At 36.1% G+C, this 20,782-nt stretch carries 16 protein-coding genes and 1 pseudogene; 6 read left to right on the plus strand and 11 right to left on the minus strand.

What is annotated here, in order from left to right:
* Nucleotides 1-31 precede the first annotated feature (31 nt).
* The 7 genes from F7984_RS09590 to htpG form a co-directional block, all read right to left on the minus strand.
* A complete protein-coding gene (locus F7984_RS09590) occupies nt 32-961 on the minus strand; it encodes an ABC transporter permease (protein ID WP_066103708.1) in 930 nt (309 codons plus the stop codon).
* Between the two features lie 444 nt (nt 962-1,405).
* Entirely contained in the window at nt 1,406-4,513 is a 3,108-nt protein-coding gene (locus F7984_RS09595; protein WP_140461484.1) for an alpha-mannosidase, read from the minus strand.
* Between the two features lie 17 nt (nt 4,514-4,530).
* Entirely contained in the window at nt 4,531-6,411 is a 1,881-nt protein-coding gene (locus F7984_RS09600) for a family 20 glycosylhydrolase (protein WP_066103704.1), read from the minus strand.
* 26 nt (nt 6,412-6,437) lie between these two features.
* The gene (locus tag F7984_RS09605) at nt 6,438-7,067 is read right to left on the minus strand and encodes a YesL family protein (protein WP_140461485.1); all 630 of its coding nucleotides are present in this window, start codon (nt 7,065-7,067) and stop codon (nt 6,438-6,440) included.
* Nucleotides 7,068-7,106: 39 nt separating this feature from the next.
* Entirely contained in the window at nt 7,107-8,402 is a 1,296-nt protein-coding gene (locus tag F7984_RS09610) for a glycoside hydrolase family 125 protein (RefSeq protein WP_225983566.1), read from the minus strand.
* 32 nt (nt 8,403-8,434) lie between these two features.
* On the minus strand, nt 8,435-11,134 hold the full coding sequence (locus F7984_RS09615) for an alpha-mannosidase (protein WP_140461486.1): 2,700 nt from the start codon (nt 11,132-11,134) through the stop codon (nt 8,435-8,437).
* Nucleotides 11,135-11,659: 525 nt separating this feature from the next.
* Nucleotides 11,660-13,540: a molecular chaperone HtpG gene (gene htpG, locus F7984_RS09620; protein WP_066103698.1), complete on the minus strand. Its 1,881-nt coding sequence runs from the start codon at nt 13,538-13,540 to the stop codon at nt 11,660-11,662.
* Between the two features lie 255 nt (nt 13,541-13,795).
* Between htpG and F7984_RS09625 the strand changes: the two genes are divergently transcribed.
* Together F7984_RS09625 and F7984_RS09630 are read left to right on the plus strand one after the other, a co-directional pair.
* Nucleotides 13,796-13,978: a hypothetical protein gene (locus tag F7984_RS09625; RefSeq protein WP_066103696.1), complete on the plus strand. Its 183-nt coding sequence runs from the start codon at nt 13,796-13,798 to the stop codon at nt 13,976-13,978.
* 14 nt (nt 13,979-13,992) lie between these two features.
* Nucleotides 13,993-14,241, plus strand: a complete 249-nt coding sequence (locus tag F7984_RS09630) for a spore coat protein (protein ID WP_066103694.1) — start codon at nt 13,993-13,995, stop codon at nt 14,239-14,241.
* Nucleotides 14,242-14,475: 234 nt separating this feature from the next.
* Here F7984_RS09630 and F7984_RS19695 read toward each other — a convergent pair.
* From F7984_RS19695 to F7984_RS09650, 4 genes and pseudogenes are all read right to left on the minus strand, one after another.
* Nucleotides 14,476-14,579, minus strand: a pseudogene (locus F7984_RS19695) (Arm DNA-binding domain-containing protein); the annotation flags it as partial.
* A 401-nt stretch (nt 14,580-14,980) separates the two neighbouring features.
* Nucleotides 14,981-15,469 (minus strand): prolyl-tRNA synthetase associated domain-containing protein, encoded by a 489-nt coding sequence (locus tag F7984_RS09640; RefSeq protein WP_140461487.1) that lies wholly within the window; start codon nt 15,467-15,469, stop codon nt 14,981-14,983.
* 311 nt (nt 15,470-15,780) lie between these two features.
* Complete coding sequence (locus tag F7984_RS19055; RefSeq protein WP_066103690.1) at nt 15,781-16,200, minus strand: hypothetical protein; 420 nt, start codon at nt 16,198-16,200, stop codon at nt 15,781-15,783.
* Between the two features lie 207 nt (nt 16,201-16,407).
* Nucleotides 16,408-16,854 (minus strand): DUF6376 family protein, encoded by a 447-nt coding sequence (locus tag F7984_RS09650; protein ID WP_066103687.1) that lies wholly within the window; start codon nt 16,852-16,854, stop codon nt 16,408-16,410.
* Nucleotides 16,855-17,238: 384 nt separating this feature from the next.
* Here F7984_RS09650 and F7984_RS09655 point away from each other — a divergent pair, with 384 nt between their 5' ends.
* The 4 genes from F7984_RS09655 (at nt 17,239) to F7984_RS09670 (ending at nt 20,377) form a co-directional block, all read left to right on the plus strand.
* Entirely contained in the window at nt 17,239-17,661 is a 423-nt protein-coding gene (locus F7984_RS09655) for a hypothetical protein (RefSeq protein WP_066103686.1), read from the plus strand.
* A 556-nt stretch (nt 17,662-18,217) separates the two neighbouring features.
* On the plus strand, nt 18,218-19,123 hold the full coding sequence (locus F7984_RS09660) for a sulfurtransferase (protein ID WP_066103684.1): 906 nt from the start codon (nt 18,218-18,220) through the stop codon (nt 19,121-19,123).
* A gap of 215 nt (nt 19,124-19,338) precedes the next feature.
* On the plus strand, nt 19,339-19,614 hold the full coding sequence (locus tag F7984_RS09665; protein WP_140461488.1) for a hypothetical protein: 276 nt from the start codon (nt 19,339-19,341) through the stop codon (nt 19,612-19,614).
* A gap of 10 nt (nt 19,615-19,624) precedes the next feature.
* A complete protein-coding gene (locus F7984_RS09670) occupies nt 19,625-20,377 on the plus strand; it encodes an aldo/keto reductase (protein ID WP_258188199.1) in 753 nt (250 codons plus the stop codon).
* Nucleotides 20,378-20,782 lie beyond the last annotated feature (405 nt).

Below are 20,782 nucleotides of genomic sequence, written 5' to 3' on the forward strand. Positions count from 1 at the left end.
CGACTCTCCCTCCTTTCCGAAGAAAAAAACTTTAAAACAATGCACTTTCCTCATCAATTTTTCTGACTATGTAATTCGTAATCATGACAAGGGTAAAACCTACAACGGACTGATAAAGACCGGCTGCTGTACTCATACCGATATCCCCAAGATTCATAAGACCTCGGTATACGAATGTATCAATAACATTTGTAACCGAATACAATGCTCCGGAATCTCTTGGTACCTGATAGAACAATCCGAAGTCCGAGTTAAAGATCTTTCCGATATTCATAATGGTTAAAATAATCATTAATGGCTTAAGCATTGGTAAAGTAACATGTTTTATTTGCTTCCATTTTGAAGCACCATCAATCATTGCTGCCTCGTAATATGTTCGGTCAATTCCAACTATAGATGCTAAATATACGATACTGCCGTAACCTATACCTTTCCACAAGCTCATAAATACTAGAATAAATGGCCAATATTTTGACTCGCTATACCATGAAATGGGATCAATATTGAACCAACTGAGTACATGATTCATTAGGCCATGATCAGTACTTAAGAAAGTAAAAACAAAATAGCTGCCAATAACCCAGGAAATAAAATGTGGGAAAAGGATAGAAGTTTGATAAATTTTTGATTGCTTTTTATTCACTAGCTCATTAAGCAAAATGGCTATTCCCACAGCAGCAATAAGCCCAACAACAATAAAGATAATATTATATAAGAGAGTATTTCTTGTTATAATCCATGCATCATTTGTACTGAACAAATATTTAAAGTTATCCCAACCTACCCATTCACTATTGATAACGCTTGCAAAAAAACCGTCTGGATGGATTCGAAATTTCTTAAAAGCTAATACTTGTCCAAACATAGGTAAATAGGAGAATACCAATAACCAAATGGTTCCAGGCAGGACCATTAGAAGCCAGACTCGATTTTTATATAGATCACGTGCAAATCTTTTCAAGTGTTTTTACCTCCCTTCAAACTATGTAAGCACTTTCATAACTATATTTTATAGGGAATAGAGCTTAATTTATAGTTGACTAATTTAGGATTAACTGGAAAAAACTTAGAAACAAGATGTTTTTTAGGACTTTTCATAAAGAATAACAAAATCGATTAAAAGATGAATTACTAAACGGCATTAAACGACATCTTTCAGCAATTTTTAAAGCTTAACCTACAACTAGGTTAACATGGCATAATTTTAAGATAGTAATCTTCATGCTATTTTACTTTTTTTTATTTACTAAACAACTTTTACGTAATTTAATAAATTTTTAAACAATGTAAGTTTACCTAAAACTTGAAGTTATTGATGTAGTTGCTTAAGCCAAATAGTAAAAGCGAATTGGCTTTATAAATACAAAAATGAACGGAAAGAATGATCAAACCGTTCATTTTCTGTTTATGTTATTCTGATTGTTTTTATTTCATAAGGCCAAATTTCCATCTTAATCGGTGCAGATGATTCTGTACCGATAGGTTCTTCCATTAAATTCGTCTCAATCCATGATGAGTTATCTGTGTGGAAATTCAATGATACCGTACCCCTGCGCCCCTCATATTCATGAATCCGAACGATAATCCCTTTTCCATCGTGAGCAGGCTTAATAGCATCTATCCAAATATGGTCCGAATCAGTTTCTAAGAAAGATTCCTCTCTCGTCCATTTTCCTTCTGTAGATAAAACCGGTGCATTTAAATCCCAAGCTTTTTCCACTGTTTTCGCTATTCTCCAATCTCCTATATGCGGATAAAGAGAATAAGTAAAGGAATGTTGCCCCTGATCAGCTTGAGGATCTGGATGAATTGCCGATTTTAATAAAGTTAAACGCATCACGTTCTCTTTGATGTCATACCCGTATTTTGAATCATTTAGCAAACTGACTCCAAAATCTGGTTCTGATAGGTCGGCCCACTGATGACCGACAGTTTCAAACCTTGCCATATCCCAACTGGTATTCCAATGCGTAGGACGCTTTACATTACCATATTGAATATCATAAGTAGCTTCTGTAGACCGAATATCAACAGAGAACGATGCTTTGAGCAACTTCCTTTTTTCATGCCAATCAACATCAGTTATAAAATCAATCCGTCGATCATTATGATAAAATCTAATTCGTTGAGTAATGGACGAATGATGATACTTCCAAGTAACAAGAAGGCTAAAGAAAAGCTCACCATTTTCCTCCACTTTAAATGTACTAATATCACGAATTTTTTCCATTTTTTCTTGATAGAATAGATCAATATCCCAAGCATCGTGTGCAAGAGGCTTATCTTCAAAGATTTGCAACACATTTCCATTTTGACCATCTGCTAAAATATTACGATTTGTTTCTTTATCGTAAATTTTGATCATCTGACCATACTCATTCCATTCAACTTGGTAGAATGCCGTTTCTAATTTTCTATTATGATAAATAAAATTAGAAGCTGCTGGAATTATTTCATCCGGCTCAAAATTTAAGACAGCTACACCAAAAGAAGGTAGGTTTTTCACTTCAATTAACCACCCATTCTCACTCTTTTGATGGTTTAACTCATGTCCTTCTCTATCTGTCCAAACCCCAGCGTTAAATTGTGCGAATTGAGACACGAATACATTCCTTTTATCCTTACAATGAGTAGCATTAAATAAAATCGCAGACTGTCCCTTCTCTTCAACGTTCTTACTAATAATGTTTGCTTCCACTTGTTGAACAATCTGTAGTGCTTCAGCGTATTCTTCCATCGCATCTTCATATACTTCATGTATCGAGGAACCAGGGATGATATCATGAAATTGATTTCTTAATATAATCTTCCAACCATCCTTAAGTCGGTCAAATCCTAGCCATTCTCCCTTGTCAGATAACCAAGAGGATAGGAATTCTGCCCTTCGGTATAAGAGCTCCAGTTGACGATTCATCTTTTTCATAAATGCTTGGCTAGTATAGGTTCCACGGTGATATTCAAGATATAGTTCGCCGTCCCATTTATGAATATAACCATCGGACTTTTCTACATTTTCGTGCAGTTTTCTAAAAAATTCTCCTGCCCCGGATGTTTTCACATTCGGCATTCCCGGCAGCTGATCGAATCTGCGGCGCATTTCAAGCATATGGCGATTAACGCCACCCCCACCGTCACCGTACCCGTATGATAGTAGAAGATCCTTGGATAAATCCTTATCGCGATAAGCTTCCCAAATCCCTTTTACTGTTTTCGCTGTAATGTAGCCGTTATATGTATAGAACCACGAGTCCGGCTCGTTCCAAGGTTCAGGTGTAGTGATAAAATGAGTTAATATCTCTGACCCATCAATCCCCTTCCAAAAAAATGTATCATGCGGCATACGGTTATACTGATTCCAACTAATCTTAGTGGTCATCATCGTTTTGATCCCAGATTTTTTTAATATCTGCGGCAACGCCCAGCTATAGCCAAACACATCCGGTAACCAGAGATAGTCACAATCGATGCCGAACTCTTCCTTAAAAAAATTCTTCCCATAAAGAATTTGACGGACAAGCGACTCACCACTAGGGATATTACAGTCGGCTTCCAGCCACATCGCTCCTCCTGCTTCCCAATGACCTTCTGCAATTCTCTCTTTTATTTGCTCGTATATTTCAGGATAGTCAGCTTTAATATAATCATAGAGCTGCGGTTGTGTTTGCAAGAAGTGATATTCTGGAAACCGATTCATTAGATTTAGTACCGTTGAAAAGGATCGGGCTGCTTTCTCCCTCGTATTTCTTAACCGCCAAAGCCAGGCAACGTCGATATGTGTATGGCCGACTGCATGTATCGTAATATCTGAATTTTTATCAACTGATCTAAGCGTTTCTTTTATATCGGTCTCCGCTTCATAACATGATTCATAGAATTCAATGCTTCCTGGATCAGTCCAATTAATTCGGAATAAAGCGTCCTGAATCATTTTCTTTAAAAACGAATAATGAGAATCTGCTTCCATGCTTTCTTTTAATACCTCATAAGAAGCTAAAAGGGTATAGTATAAATCATCAATACGAGTATCCAGCCAGCCAATCTTCGCGGTTTGGAGTTTAAATTCATTTTCAACAGGAGGGCCTCCGCCTTCAAAGCCGGACCATAATCGAAAATCTAATCGTATGGATCCTTGCGACGTCTCTTGGTCGAAAAGAACTTCTTCATGATTGGAATCTACTCCTTGTACGGGCTTTCCATTAATAAATAATAAGGACTCAAAACCAGAGTTATTTCCTCCTCCTGTTTTCCCAAAAGAAAATAGTCCGACAATTTGTTTATTATTATATGGGAGGTGGCTATCGACATTAGCATGTATCCACATGTAACGATCTCGTCCCTTCCAATAGTTGCCTAACCTCATTTGATGATGTTCATCGTATTCCAATGGTGGAAAGGCACCAATCCTACCATTGTCACTGCAGGTGTTAAATTGAGGAATATCATAGCAGTCACGGTAACGATACTCCCCTAGTTCTTGAATACGTGCTTCAAACTTTCTTTCGGTTAAAAACATGTTTTCACTCCTATGTTTTAGATTGAAAAATTACCAGCAGTGACAATTCGATGATATATATTCCCACCTACTAATCCATCTACAATCTCCCAAGGTCCATCGTGAAGCAGTCGTTTTTCATCTAATTCATTAATTTGATCAATTCTTCCATCAAGCCACTCATTGAGACGATATTTTATGGTGTCAATTCTTGTAATAACCCCCCCATAGCGGATATCAATAACTTCCCAACCGAATGGTTTATAGGCTGTAAACCAAATATCACGATGTTTTTGACGGAGCAGGTCCACGTTAGTTTGAATCCAATCGAGTTTAGGTAAGAATGAACGGATCTGTTCAACATCCTTTTTGTCATAAAGCTCCTTTAACTGAAGGCCTATTTCCGCCTTCACACTCAACACTCTAGCCAGCTGCCCATAAAAGTCGAATAAATGCTCCCAATCAGGATTATGAAGTTTAGCCTTTTCAATCTCATAAACTAGCTTATTATAATGTTCGCCAAGCCCTAAACCTCGAACATTCTCATCATAGAGACCGATTAAAATATCTTGATACAATAATATCTTCGAAGTCATGGATGTGTTCATATTATTCTCCATGACTCCTGGCGTTTCATCCAAGTGTTTCAAAATCATAAAATCTTCAAAGTGTCCTTGACAGCAAAATGCAAAGCGGTCGCCGACTTGTTCATTCGTTACTACTTGGTGATAGGTATGTTCAGCAAATAATTGAAGGATCGGATAAGCCGTTGAGAAAGGTGTCTCTGCTCCATTATCACCCCAGAGTGTAACAAAGACTTCCTTAACTCCTTCTTTTTTACATGCGGCCATAGCTGCTTCAGTAGTAGCAATTGCTTTTCCGTAATTCGGTGCAATTCCATTCCATGTCCATGCACCGCCAGCGAAAATTGGTAGGCGACCTAGATCTTTATGATGTTGGATATATTCTTCATATACCTCCTGCTCTTTACGATAATAATTCCAATAGACAAGGTCTACATCCGGAATTCCACCTAAAATTTCTTCGCTAATATGACCTTTTTCATCATGGTATTTACTATCCTTGGAGAATAGAGGGAAATACATATCACTCCATATCATTGGTTTATAGCCATACTTTTCGGTAATTGCTACAACCTTTTGTATGTGGCGGTTCATAATTTCAATATGATTCACATAACCGTGGTTTTCCAAATACCTTCCAAGTCCTAACTGGAAAGTTTCATCCATTCCAATATGAATACGTTTCGTATGGAAAGCTTCAGAAACGGCTTTAATACAGTTCTCCAAAAATTCATAGGTCTTCGGCTCATCCACCAATAGGATATCATCGGTATCTCTAAATTCAGAAGCATAGTTCCACTTCAGCGCTTCCCGTAAATGCCCTAATGTTTGGATACATGGAATCATTTCAATTCCAAGTTTATTGGCATAATTATCACATGCTTTTAGCTCTTCAATTGTGTATCGTCCTCGCATATAACCAAAATAAGGATGCTCCTTAACTTCATAAGTGTCCTCTGTGTAAAGCATCAATGTGTTAAGTCCCATAATTGCCATTTTTTGCAGCAGCTTTTCCAATTCAGTAACTGTTGGGACGGCATTCCTTGAGGCATCAAGCATTACACCACTCATTTCAAAATTCGGGTCTTCTGATATATCAAATTCATGGTTTTTCTGATAATTCTCAATCCACAAACCTAAAGCACGAAAAAAATGTACCGGCTGATCATAGCTAATTTCCCCGCTACCGTTTTGATTAGCAACCCTAAGCTGTCCACTTTCATTTTTCACCTGAATGGGATGCCCTTCCGTGGAAAGCTCTATATTTAGATGCTTAGACAGAATCTCTATACCATTTTGTACTGAATTTACATCTCCCTTAATATGCAATTTCAAAATAAACTCCTCCTTAAAGATTGTTTTTAGTAACCTTTATTGCTACTTACTTGACTATCTAAAGCTGTAAATCGGCTAAGACAGATTCTCATCATCCAAAAGGCAGGCGCAACTGCAGACACAAATAGAATAAGACCTGGATACTCATTAATCATATAGCCAATCAGGATAAGGCCAATCAAAATGAGTATAGTAGAAGGCAAGCTGGTCGCTGCAAACAGAAATGACTGTTTAATGTAATCCCTATTTGGTAGTTCATAATGAGCATAGATTGCAAAAAAGTACCCAATCGCTAAAAATAACACGCATACAAGAATGTATAAGAAGATAGAAAGAAAACTAGCCAAAAAGCCTTTCATCACTTGGTCAACTATTCGAATATCAATAAACAGGAAAAGTCCGATGCCATAGAAAATCAAGCCATTTACATTACTTCTTCTCCATTCTTGAAAATAAATCTGCTTAAATGTTTTTAAAACAGGTACATCCGTTTCGTTTCTAATCCATTTTCTTAATATCGTAAATAAAGCCACCGACGCAGGGAAAAATCCGAATATGCCTAATCCAAGGATAGTAAACGCAAACCAACACCAATTGACTAAAATCACTCTCCAAATCCACTCACAAACACCAATGATCCATGGCACTTTTTTCATTGCTTCATCCCCTCAAATGAAAATTCTCCTTCAAGATACTTATTGATTTTTAATCAATTGGTGATAAAGCGGGCTTCCTTTTACCGCTTTCCCCGTTAAACTTAATACAAATTCACTAAACATTGTGTTAGCCCAAGCAAACCAATCTCTTGTAAATTCTTCTGGGCAATCGGCGTTAAAGCCCTCATGCATATACGCCGTTCCGCCATCAGTTGTTTTAAAATAGTCTAGTATCATTTGTTTTTCGCCTTCAACCGTTGTCGTCATTCCTTGAATTGCAAGTGCAATATGCCAGATATAATGATCAGGTGTATGTGGACTTCCGATTCCATTTGCAAATTTCCCTTCATAATAATATGGATTATCCCTACTTAATATAAATTGGCGTGTATTCGCATATACTTGATCTTCATATGGCATGTATCCTAAATAAGGAGCAGCCAGCAGGCTTGGAACATTCGCATCATCCATTAAATTGACCCTGCCCTCACCATCCGTTTCATATACATACATGTCACCGTTAATTGGGTGAGAGAACTTGGCAAAAGTTTCGATTCCTTGTTTTATTTCATTGCGAAGATTCAGACATTCTTTGCTTAATATTGGTAGGTTCAATACTTGATTGCTGATTTCAGCTGCATATTCAAGTACTACCACTGCAAACATATTAGAGGGCACTAAATACCCGTAAGTACAAGCGTCATCACTTGGACGGAAGGCACTCCATGTCATTCCGGTCGGTACAACATGTCCTCCTTTTCCATGACGTATTAATGTGTCGGACTGACGAACTTCTGCACGTTCAAACCGGTATGGTGAATGATTTTCATGATCCTGCTCCGTTCTCCATACATGAAGAATTGTTTTCATAACATCCTGGAACGATTCTTGTAAAAACGCAGTACGTCCTGTAGACTTCCAAAATAGGTAAGCCAGTTGGATTGGATAGCACAAAGAATCAATTTCATATTTTCGTTCCCAAATATGTGGGGTCATCGTTGTTATGTCGGTTTGATAACCTTTGCCGTTGGCACTTTCATTAAAAGCATTAGCATACGGATCATGAAGTATAAAAGAAAACTGTTGGCGAATTACTCCTTCGATTAAATCCGCTAATTCTTCATCTTCTTCTGCTGCCAGTAAATAGGGCCTTACTTGTGCAGCTGAATCGCGGAGCCACATTGCCGGAATATCACCGGTAATTACGAAGGTTTTGCCATCTTCCTGTTTTTTTAAAGTCGTTGTAAACGTATTAACAAAACATTGCTCAAACATTCTTTGTAATTTTGCGTCTTCCGGAAAAAAGTCATTTACATGTTTGATAAGTCTCTGCATTGATTTAGGAATAGTTATCATCAATTCACACCCTATCCTTTTCTTTTAAATCCAAGTGTAATGATTTCTGCATTTCCTGCTTCATATTGATTTTCTGTCAAAGTTGTTGAATCTTCCAAGATATTACTCTTGTAGGATTGATAATCTTTGATAGATGCTTTTAAAATCGCATTCTTTTCACCAGGATTAAACCAGCGAATCATGATATCATCGCGGTCCTCCGCTACTTTCATAGAGGACCATGCTAGTCCCTTGTCTTCAGATTGTACAAATTGATGTATTGGTGGCCTTGTACCTTTATGTATGGTTGGTTGAACAATAACGAGAGGTACTTTAAATTGGTAAGCATCAACAAAAGCTTGTGATTTAATCACATCTTTTTCATGTGACAGTACTTGCCACTCTGCTGTCTGGATTCCTAAGCATTGTGCTTCAGGTGTCGGAAAATATCCCCAGTCTCCGAGCTCAGCTACCGAACGGAGAACAGTAATTGCAATCGTACCGTCTTCTGGCAGGATTTCATATTCTTGAAGACCAAGGGTTGCCACGGTTAAGCCCATTTGCTCATCTGCTATACTGCTAAATCGCTGCTGATGGTGACAAAAGCTAGGATTATCCCATTCTTTTTCTGGTTTATTGGGACGAGTAACAATTTCAAATATACTATCTGCTTTGTGAGTTTCTGTCTTTAAACCAGTTGGGAAAAGCACACGGAGACGATGGTCTGTTGCTTGATTATCAATGGTCAGCGTAAAAACCGGACCTTTCATTCCTTTGGCCAGTGTGACAACAGTTCGTAAAGTAATTGTTGTCATTTCATCAGATCTACCTGCCTCCCGTTCTTTATGCCAAACTAATTGGTTCCTTTCTAAGGCTAACCGTTCATCCGCACATGCTGGGATTGATAACGTATGAATATACTGGAGTACTGTTTTGAGTTTACTTTGTTCTAACCATGAAAATTCGGCTGCTATCCCCTTTGTATTGATGGAGGCATGCCGCTCTGTTTCCTTAAACATATATTCGTTTCCAATATCACCAGTGTCTTCATATATACCAAGGTGATGAAAAACTTCTTCAGTTAGCTTATTCATTAAATCAAAGCTACCATCTTCATGAAAATGTAAATGAACATACTCATTTTCCATTTCAAATCTATCATTGTCAGTTTCTCTAGTTTCAGCTTGCTGTGCTGGAACCTTTTCTGGTACAAGGTAGAACGTTTTATAGCCAAATGAAGGAATTCCTTCGGCGAAGAATGATAGTTTAGCCCGTTTAGCAAAAAACGGCTGTCGAAATTGATCGTCTGGTAAATCATATCCGAACTCAATAACAGGTTCTTCAAGGTAATAATCTATTGCCTTTCCTTGATTATCTACGAGTTTATAACAAGGTAATTCTCTTTCCTTTAGATAATTTGGTATTTCTTTAAAATCCATTTGAGAAAAAAATATTTTATCCAGATCGATTTCTTTTATTACGACTTCATTTTTCTCCCAGCCGGTTGTATTAATTACAAGGAGCGGGATCCCGCCATCCGGTGTTTCAGATGTATCAATTCTTTCAGCAAGCTCAGCAGCAAGTTCCTTAACAAATACATCTCCCATCTGCGAAACTGTTTCAAAACGTGTGACCATTTCACGATGGACTTCATCTACACTGCAGCCACAAATGCTATCATGTGGGTGATTCTTCATCAGTGTTTTCCACATAAAACGGATATATTCACTCGGGTAATCCCCTCCGGCCAAAAGGTTAATAGCCGCAAGTGGTTCCACGACTTTTTCCAGCAATATTTGACACCTCGTATTCCATTGCTTTAAATAAATACGGCTTGATGCCGTGTTGACAAGGGTAGACCAGCCATCTGTTCGCTGGTTGCGAAGCTCACCTTCAATGATTTGCAGGTTATTGGGAAGTGATACTTTTAATGCTTGTATATATTCATCAAAACTGGAGTGTTTAAATGTATAATCCGGATATAGAGCACCGGCTGTTTTAATTGCTTGCGGTATTGTTTTTTGCAGTGGCTGATGGTCACAGCCGTTCATGAATAATAATTGATTAGTCGAGGCATATTTCTCTGCATCCTGGATTTTTTTATCCCAAAATACCTTTGCTTCTTCCAAATCAATTGGTATTTCATTCCCATTCGAATACCAATTCGCAAAAAGAATACCTAAAACACTAGAACCGTCTGGCGATTTCCAAACAATCTCGGAAAAAGGAGATTCAAAGTTTGGTGTATCCGATACTGTATTATTAAAGCCAGTAGGCTTAACACCTCGCCCAAATGCTGCTGTATCAATGCCCGCCTGTTTCAGAATTTGAGGTGCCTGTCCATAAATCCCGAATGTATCCGGAAAATAGCCAATCTTTGAAGCATGGCCATAGACCTTCGTATCATACAAACCAATCTGCAAGTTCCTGATATTAGCTTCAGAACTGGTTAAGAAAGCATCCTGCAACACATACCAAGGACCAATATAAAGTTTTTTATCTTCAATCAATTGTTTTACGATTTCAAAATTTTCAGGGTGGACTGCAAAATAGTCCTCTAAAAGGATTGTCTGGCCGTCAAGATGAAACGATTTAAATGTATTACCATCCTTCTTAAATTGCTCAATGATACTATTCATGAGTTTGATAAAGTAAAAACGATGTTTTTCAAAAGGTAAATACCACTCTCTGTCCCAGTGAGAATGAGAAATTATATGGGCAGTCTTATTCATAAAGACTTTTCCTCCTTTGGTGATTTACACTCAACAAGAAAGCGCTGTCATTTTTTTGTAAATAGATTCCTTCAATATCTACAATAAAAAAACCAAGTTCTTCTAGCAATAGAATAGAGGAAAGTCATAAAGTTATTACAGTAGATATTAAATTAGTCCAGTGAATTTGTTATGTAGTTTAACTTTATCTTTTAGATACAATTTCTTTGGATTATTAAAATGCATTATTCATACCTTCCTGTATAAAGAAAATTACAATTATGAAAATGATGGAAATCACCCAAAATGCAAAGGCCTAATCTTCTATAATGAATGGTACAGAGAATATTTATACGATGGTTATCTTAACTGCTGTATACGCTCCTTCCTCTACTTGTCCTTCTGTATCATCACATCTACAATGTGCTTATACGAACAAAAATTTATTCTAATATCCTATATATAATAGAGCTGGAAAAGATGCTATATATATAAAAGCATCAGTCTACCCATCTCCTAGGGTAGACTGATGCTTTAAGGTTATGATTAAACCATTACTTTACAAATATTATTTGTAAACTCAACTGGGTCATTGATTGGCAGTCCTTCTATTAATAAGGCCTGGTTATACAATAGCTCAGTATATAAATCCAGCTTGGATTTATCCTGTTCATAAGCTGCTTTTAAAGATTGGAAGACTTCATGATTTGTGTTGATTTCCAATACTTTATCTGCCTTCACATTTTGATTATCAGGCATAGCATTCAAGATTTTTTCCATTTCAATCGTGATTTCTCCATCAGCGGATAAACAAACAGGGTGTGTTTTTAAACGTTTGGAAGCCCGGACATCCTTCACTTTGTTTGTAAGTAATTCCTTCATATAATTGAATATCTCAGTATTTTCTTCTTCTTGTTCATCTGTTTGCTTGTCTGAAGAATTGCGATCAATACCAAGATCTCCGCTGGAGACAGATTTAAATTCTTTCTCTTTATAGTTCATGATCATTTTAACGGCGAACTCATCAATATCTTCAGTGAAGTACAGGATTTCATACCCTTCATCTAGAACAAGCTCTGTTTGAGGAAGCTTTTCTATTCTTTCATAGGAATCACCGGTTGCATAATAAATGTATTTTTGATCCTCTGGCATTCTCGACACATACTCATCAAGAGTCACCAATTTCTTCTCTTTGGAAGAGTAGAACATTAGCAGATCCTGTAAAGCTTCTTTATTTGCTCCAAAATCACTATACACGCCAAATTTAATTTGACGGCCGAAGGATTTGTAGAATGAATCGTATTTCTCACGGTTATTTTTTAATAATGATTGAAGCTCACTCTTAATTTTTTTCGAAATATTTTTTGCAATAAGCTTTAATTGTCGGTCATGCTGCAGCATTTCCCTTGAAATATTCAGTGATAGATCCTCTGAATCGACCATCCCTTTCACAAAGCTGAAATGGTCAGGAAGTAAATCAGCACATTTCTCCATGATCAGAACACCGTTTGAATACAGCTCCAGCCCTTTTTCAAACTCCTTGGAGTAATAATCGAAAGGAATATTCTCAGGGATGTAAAGAATTGCATTATAACGGATTGTTCCGTCTACATTGATATGCAAGTGTTTAAGCGGCTTATCAAAGCCGTAATGCTTTTCATGATAGAAGCTTTCATAATCTTCATCCGTTAATTCACTTTTATTCTTTTTCCAAATCGGAACCATACTATTGATGGTTTGTTCCTCAATAATATTTTCATATTCATCTTCGCTGCCCTCAATTAGGTGCTTCTCTACGGTATCCATTTTGATTGGATAGCGAATGAAATCGGAATATTTCTTGATAATGGATTTTAATTTATATTCATCTAAATATTGATCGAAATCTTCTTCCTCTGAATTTTCTTTAATCGTAAGAATGATTTCAGTACCGATTGTTTCCTTTTCGCATGGAACAATCGTATATCCTTCCGTACCTTCTGATTCCCATTTATACGCGGTATCAGAATCAAGCGCTTTACTGATTACTGTCACTTTATCAGCTACCATAAACGCTGCATAAAAACCAACGCCGAATTGTCCGATAATATCATGGCCATCTTTTGATTCATTTTCACTTTTAAAAGCTAAAGATCCACTTCTAGCTATCGTACCAAGGTTATTTTCAAGTTCTTCTTTGGTCATCCCAATACCAGTATCCAAGATGGATAAGGTTCTATTTTCTTTGTCTGCACTTACTTTTATGTAATAACTTTCTTTATTAAATGTTAAGGACTCATCTGTTAATGCCTTGTAGTAAAGTTTATCAATCGCATCACTGGCATTTGAAATAAGTTCACGCAAAAACACCTCGCGCTGAGAATAAATTGAGTTAATCATCATTTCCAATAATCGTTTGGATTCTGCTTTAAATTGCTGTTTTTCCATTTTCGTCTTTTCCCCTCCATCGTGTTCTGTAAAGAAAGAATATCCGGCAATTAGCACTCATGAATATCGAGTGCTAATTGCTATCTATTTTTAATTATTCACAATTTTAATATGGTGTCAATATTTGTAGGATAACTTGTTCGTGTAAAAGTAAAGTGAAGTGATTCACTGATAAGATCAACAACCTTTTAGAAATGCATATTTTATGTGGTTTTAGCAGATAGTAGGAGTGTATTTTTATTGAGGAGTGATAATATGCCAAACTTAAATGAATTAGAACTTCAGAACCTGCGTCATATGATCGGCTCGCATGGCACCCTAGCCACTAAGCTTGATTATTATGCACAGCAATGTACAGACCCAGAAATCATACAACAGCTACAAAAAGATGCTCAAGACGCAAGAAATCATAAAGAAGACCTAATGAAATTTTTATAAAAGGAGGATTTGTCATGCAGGAAAAAGAAATGATTAATGATTATTTATCAGGATTAAACAGTAGTCTTACAGGTTATGCGTCTATTATTGCACAGACAGAAAATCAGGAATTAAGACAAAAGGTTCAAGATATGAGAAATCAAGATGAACAAAGACAATATCAAGTCTATTTACTGGCTAAGCAAAGAGGCTATTATAAACCAGCACAGCCTGCAACCGAAGATGAAATCATGACCGTCAAGAATGAATTATCGCAGGGATAACAGACAGGTCTTTATTTAACCCTCTTCTTGACAGGGTGGGGGTCGCTGGTTCGAACCCAGTCGGGATCACACTTTACAAGAAGGCTTAAACCTAATGGTATCAAGGGTTTGAGCCTTTTTTCTATTTTTAGTAAAATTAATATTCCATAAACCGATTCGCCTCCTAATAAGAATCTTTGCATGAATATGCCTAAGATTATGAAGTGGCATGGAACCTTCGCCTTTTTAATTAAGCGCTTCACGTTTTGTTTTAAAACCACTTCGATAAATCTGTTTCCTCTTGCCAGTAAGTGTGTCAGCACCGGCATCTATCCAAACGACCATACTTTACCAACTTTTTAACTGTCAATAAAAAAACCTCCATTTTTGTTGATGGAGGTAGGGTTGATATTAGTATGGATTTATGAAATAGAAGCATAGTTTGTACTGTGAAAGTTATTTTTCTCTATAGCTTCATATGCAGGATTGAGGGTTGTCCATTCCCTTCCTAACCGCTTCCATATATTCCTCCGCCTAAATATTATTGTATCGGCGTATGGACTGTACTGTCCAAGTTCAAACTAAATCGATATCTTCTAATTGATCCAACTTCACTATCACTACCGTCTAAACCGCATGATTACATTTTTGACTTCAACCTACTAGTCCAAATTTATGTTAATTTTTTATTTAGTGCTTTTGCATTTAAAACACACTCGATTATTTAAGTTTAATCATTCACTAAATTTGGTTGGTTTTATTAAAGTTCAACTATCGTGTACTCATACCCGATTGTAGTTATAAATTTATACATATCTTCTGTAGACATAAATAGAGTTTTAGTGTTGTCATTAGGGTGGAACGTTATTAATCTTTCTGAGAGCATCTCTTTATCTAAATAGACTTTTATGTCGTGTTCATCATTGTTTAGCAATCCAAAAATAGAAACAAAACCAGGAGATAACCCCATTTTTTCCATTAACCGTTCGGAAGAACCAAAGCTTATCCGTTTTTCATTGAGAATAGTAGCAAGATGATCCATATCAAGACGCTTTGCTCCATCCATTATAACTAAATAAAACGCATTCTTTTTTTTGTTGGTAAGAAAGAGCGTTTTAGTGCGCAACCCTTCTTTCCCATCAATATATTTGTCTGCTTCAGCTGTTGTCCAAGCAGGAGGGTGTTCAACTACTTCAAATGGAATATTCATTTTAGTTAAGGTATTATATACAATTTGATATTGTTCCATAAAGGATAGGCCTCCATCATTACAGTTCTGAATATTGTTATTATATTAAAATATTTTATCATAAAAATCCCGAAGTATTTGCCTTCGATAAATCAATCTTGAAAAATCTTATTAATCATTTTAAATAATGATCACTAAGCTAACCAATAGACCATAACAAAAGAAACTGCGATCTGATGTGAACCCAAGAAGTTAGATTGGACTCTAACTGGGGTTTCAGTACAGATCGCAGTTCCTTTAATTTTATCAAAGCTACACTACTAGTAAATAATTAGAATCTATAACCATTAAGTTTGCTTCGCTTATTTTAGCTACCGATTAATCAGAAATAGAAAAGCTAGTACTACAATTAATAATGCAATAAAAACTGACATCCACCCGATCTTCACCCTTATTAATAAACGGTCAACAATAAAGAATGAGATGGCAGAAATAAGACCAAAAACTTGTAACATTGATCCGAAAACAACATGAAATAAAAAGGAAGCAATTTCACGAATTACCCCTTTTTTTGAAAGCTTCCTGCTAAACCAGTCACTAAATATGGATGTCATAACCCCGTAGGTAATAACAATCATAAAATTCATATAATATAAATTATAAAATAAATCCCCTTCAAAACCCGCTGGTATTGAAAAGATAAGGGAAAATATTAAACTACTAACAACGGCCGTTACTATTTTCCTCTTTAAAATAATCGATATTTCCCCTATTTTATCTTGTTTGCTCAAACATAGCACCCCTAAGAAAGATTAGTATTTAATATAAATATTCGATAATCCATCATCTATACCCTTTTTCATTAACGTGCCCCTTTATCTCCATAAGAGGTTTAACAAAAAAACATAAATCCTTCCTGGATTAACGGACTGATAGTAGTACAATAAAAAACTGGCTACAGGATTTTAAATCCTGTAGCGCCTCAGTAGAATATTATTTTATTCGCTTAATTTCTTAATTTGGCTTAACAGATCATTATAAACAGCGATTTCCTCCAATAAACCAATTTCCGAAAGTAATTCTGAACTTAATGTGCCTGCCTCTATATTTTCTAAATACAACTCAATACCACTTGCTAGTTCCATATTATGCTCTACCACTTGATTATGGATATCCTCTAACATAGCCGGTGCTTCAAGTATATTGAATTCTTCTAATTCATTTTGCATTTCTGTTAATAACTCTTCTAATTGAATTTTTGAATTTAAATCGTTTATTGCTGCTTCTGCTACAGTTGGTAATTCATTTGCAAATTGATTTACTTCATCGATGTAATCCGTAGCCTCCGTAACATAATTTAAAGAATTTGACACTTCCTCTATTGTCGAACAACTCGTCAGAAAAATAGTCATTGGTAAAATAAGCATTGATAATAATTTTTTCATTCTTTTTCCTCCATCCATTCCTCAGTATAAACAAAATATATTTCCTAATCGACTCATACTGGCCAAGTATATTTCATACCATTATCAGTCATCCAATTTATTAATTTATGGAAGAATCACTCTACTCAATGTAAAAACAACATTTATCTTTAACAAAAGCTCTTTTAAGAATAATAACAAACCTACTGATATCTTCTAGTTTAACACACTAACCGATTACTCCATTTATTCTCGATCCAATCAAAAGCAAACATTCAACTATAACAAAACAATCTATTCCATGATTGTATATTTAATGTTAAAGAATTATTGCCCACACCCTTAATCAAACCAAATAATATACTGTCGTTAGCCTATAAAAAATTGAATTAGGAGTGTATATTAATGGAATATTATGATCGACAAATCCCCGGGCTTCCCAATCTTCCGTTTCCTATTCCAGGATGGCCTGGAACATCAACAGGATGGCCGAATACCAATACTGGAATGCCCGGCACAGGTGGTTCACCAACTGGGGGCACACCCCCACCTTCACAGAATACGATTAATATGTATCAATATCTTCTACAAAACCCGTCAAAAGGCCAAGAGGTTCTAACATCAGGTACATGGGTTGGTTCAGGAACTGGAACAACTTTTGGGGTGGGCTGTGATAGACGCTGGACAATTATGCTTTTAAATAATGGACGTTATGTATTAATGTGGGTCCTATCAGCAAGTCCGTTTGGTAATACTACAGGAATCATTTTTCCTACTTTTACTTTTGCCTCTTTCCCTACATCTAGTATATTAGCTTATAGTTGCTAATTATTAATTATCTAGACATATGTAAATACCACGAATCTCTTAATATGACCGTAAAAAGTCAACTATCTGTCCACCGATACTATAAGTAAATCACTTGCGGTGGATGGATATTTTCTCTCGAAGTATACATACCATCGCAATATAAGATTATCCAAACAACGAATGAACCCTAGAATCGCTTATTATCAAACTACTTAATCAAACCTAAAAACTTTCAGGTACAGAATTCTATTTATCGGACTAGTATTTGTAACGTAATGCATTTTATATGTATTTCTTTAATGATACTTTTACGAAAGATAAATGAAGGAAAGACTCCCTGTTTGACAGCTTATGAGACAATCTCCCGTTGAGATAAGTATGTTACGTATCAATGTTTTAGAAAGGCATCAAATATCAATTTTTCATAAACAGTGTCAAATAATTATAGACTTTCCTGATAGTTATTGGGATCTAAATTAAATTGTCACTGATGTTAGATAAAAAGCTAATTCATAGTATTTACATAGAAATTATTATATATTTAACAGAATAACTTATATAGGAGGAAATATACATGCAAACAATTCCTATTATTGTTTCTACAGAATGGTTATCAAGCCGACTTGATGACCCTAAATTAAGATTAATAGACGTAACTACTCTTATGAAACCCTTAGAAAATGGCAGTATCACACTCTCATCAGGTAAGGAATCATATGAACATGAACATATACCTGGGGCGGTGTATGCAGATTTAATAAATGAACTATCTGATTCCGCTTCTGATTTACCATTCACTGTTCCTGATAGAGATTATTTCATAGAAAAGGTTTCAGAATTAGGAATCGGCGATCAGGATACTTACACTGTAATCTATGACCGAGGAGCGGTTGTTGGGGCTCCATTTTTTGCTCCATATTGGGCATCTCGTTTAAGATGGCAGCTTAAATATGAGGGCTTAGACAATATTGCTATTTTGGATGGAGGTTTGCCAAAATGGATTGAAGAAGGTCGTCCTGTTACTACTGATCAGACATCCTATCCAAAAGCTTCGTTTACAAGCTATAGAAGAGATCATTTATTAGTTACAATGGATGAGGTTTTAAAATCTATAGATGATGATTCGGTTATTCTAATCAACAGTCTCTCTCCAGAGGATTTTCGCGGTGAAACTAACAGTTATCTAAGAAAAGGCCATATACCCGGCAGCGCCAATGTATTCTTCGGATGCCATACTGATTCAACAACAAAAAATGTTCTTTCTGATGAAGAATTGAAGGATAACTTTGCGGATATCGGTGTATTTGATTCCAATAAAAAAGTAATCACCTATTGCGGTGGCGGAATCGCTGCTACCTGGAATGCTTTAATACTAGAAAAATTAGGTGTGCAAAATGTCGCGGTGTATGATGGCTCCATGAATGAATGGGCCTCCAAGCCTGACCTACCATTAGTCACTGGAAGTAAAATGATAGATTAATTGATAATTAGAGAAGATCCTCAAATCATTCGGTTTGGGGGTCTTCTATTATTTATTACAAGGTTGGGGAGTATCGGTGAATTATTGAGTGAATCGGCTGAATTATATAAGAATTCAGCTGGATTATCGGTTAAATTGAAATGTTAGGAATGATTCTTACTCAAAGATAAAGAAATAAGTACGCAGAAAGATATTCTGAGGATGGGGTTGGGAAGTTGAATAAAGATGAGATTCTAATGAATAATGGTTCTGCAACTTCAAAAGCTACTTCTGCATATTTAGATAGGCATGGAGTTATAAAAAGAGAACTTTCTTGTTTTTCAGTCTCTCCAATCGCCATTGGCACACATTTAGGCAGTATGGATGAAACAGACTCTAGACTTTATCGAACTTCGATTGAATATGGATTGAAAAATGGTATCAATTTTGTAGATACAGCAATTAACTATCGAGGAATGAGATCAGAGCTTAGTTTTATCTCGTTTAATTGATAATGGAACAATAAATCGCGAGGAAATAGTGATTTCTACAAAAGCCGGAATTATCCCAGGAGATATTGATATAGGGCTTGTACCTAAAAAGTATTTACAAAAAATACTCCTAGATACAGCAATAGTTGAAGAAGCCGATTTACATATTGTAGGAAATCAGCGACACGTTTTGGCTCCTTCCTATTACCAGTTCGCAATCGAACAAAGTAGGAAGCATCTCGGGATAAATACCATTGACATCCATTATATACATAATCCCGAACTCTCAATGAGGGTACTAAGTGAGGAAGCTTTTTATAAACAACTCGAAGTACTATTTTTATTTTATGAGGAACAAGTATCCAAGGGGAATATTCGTTATTACGGGTTTGCTACTTGGAATGGATTATTATGTGATCCTGAAGAGCAAGGTTATATTTCATTGGAGAAAGTCATGAAAACTCTACTAAAAGTTGTTGGCGTAAATCATCATTTCAAGTTTCTACAATTCCCCTATAACAAAATCATTCACTATGCGAAAACAAGACGAAATCAACAAGTAAATCAACAATTTCATACTGTTTTAGATGCCGCGAAGGAATTTGGGTTAATAACAGTGACTAGCGCTCCATTTAACTTGGGTAAATTAATAGATAGAGATTGTACTCCAAACGATCATTTACTATCAATTTTGGGAGAGCAAAACATTAGCTCAGTAATGGTGGGGATGAAACATCTCAACCATGTGATTAACAATCTCAGGTTAATACAGATAAAACATTAAAAATTGAAAATGATTAAGTGAAAGATGATGGGACATAAGTATTTCAGTCAATGATAAATACGACCTATTAGGTGATATTTTAATAAATATTTCGCCTAATAGGTCGTATTTTTTTATTTATTTTCAATAGATTGGTTATTTCTGTATACCATTATTAAACTTAGTGGAATGGAGTGGAAGCCACCGACTCCTGCGGGAAATAGAGGAAAGGCTGAGACCCCACAGGCGCAGCCGAGGAGGCTCAGCTTCCTCCCCGCGGAAAGCGAGTGGCTGCAGCGTAATGGAACGGATTTTTCCTCCACCTTAATAAGCAACAAAGTCTAGTTGGATTAATTTAGATAGCGTTAGTCTTTCAGCATTGTTTATAAGTTATGTCCCGGCTTCTATTACTCTTCTTATTTAAAA

Source organism: Pradoshia sp. D12 (assembly GCF_008935075.1).
Lineage (GTDB): Bacteria > Bacillota > Bacilli > Bacillales > Pradoshiaceae > Pradoshia.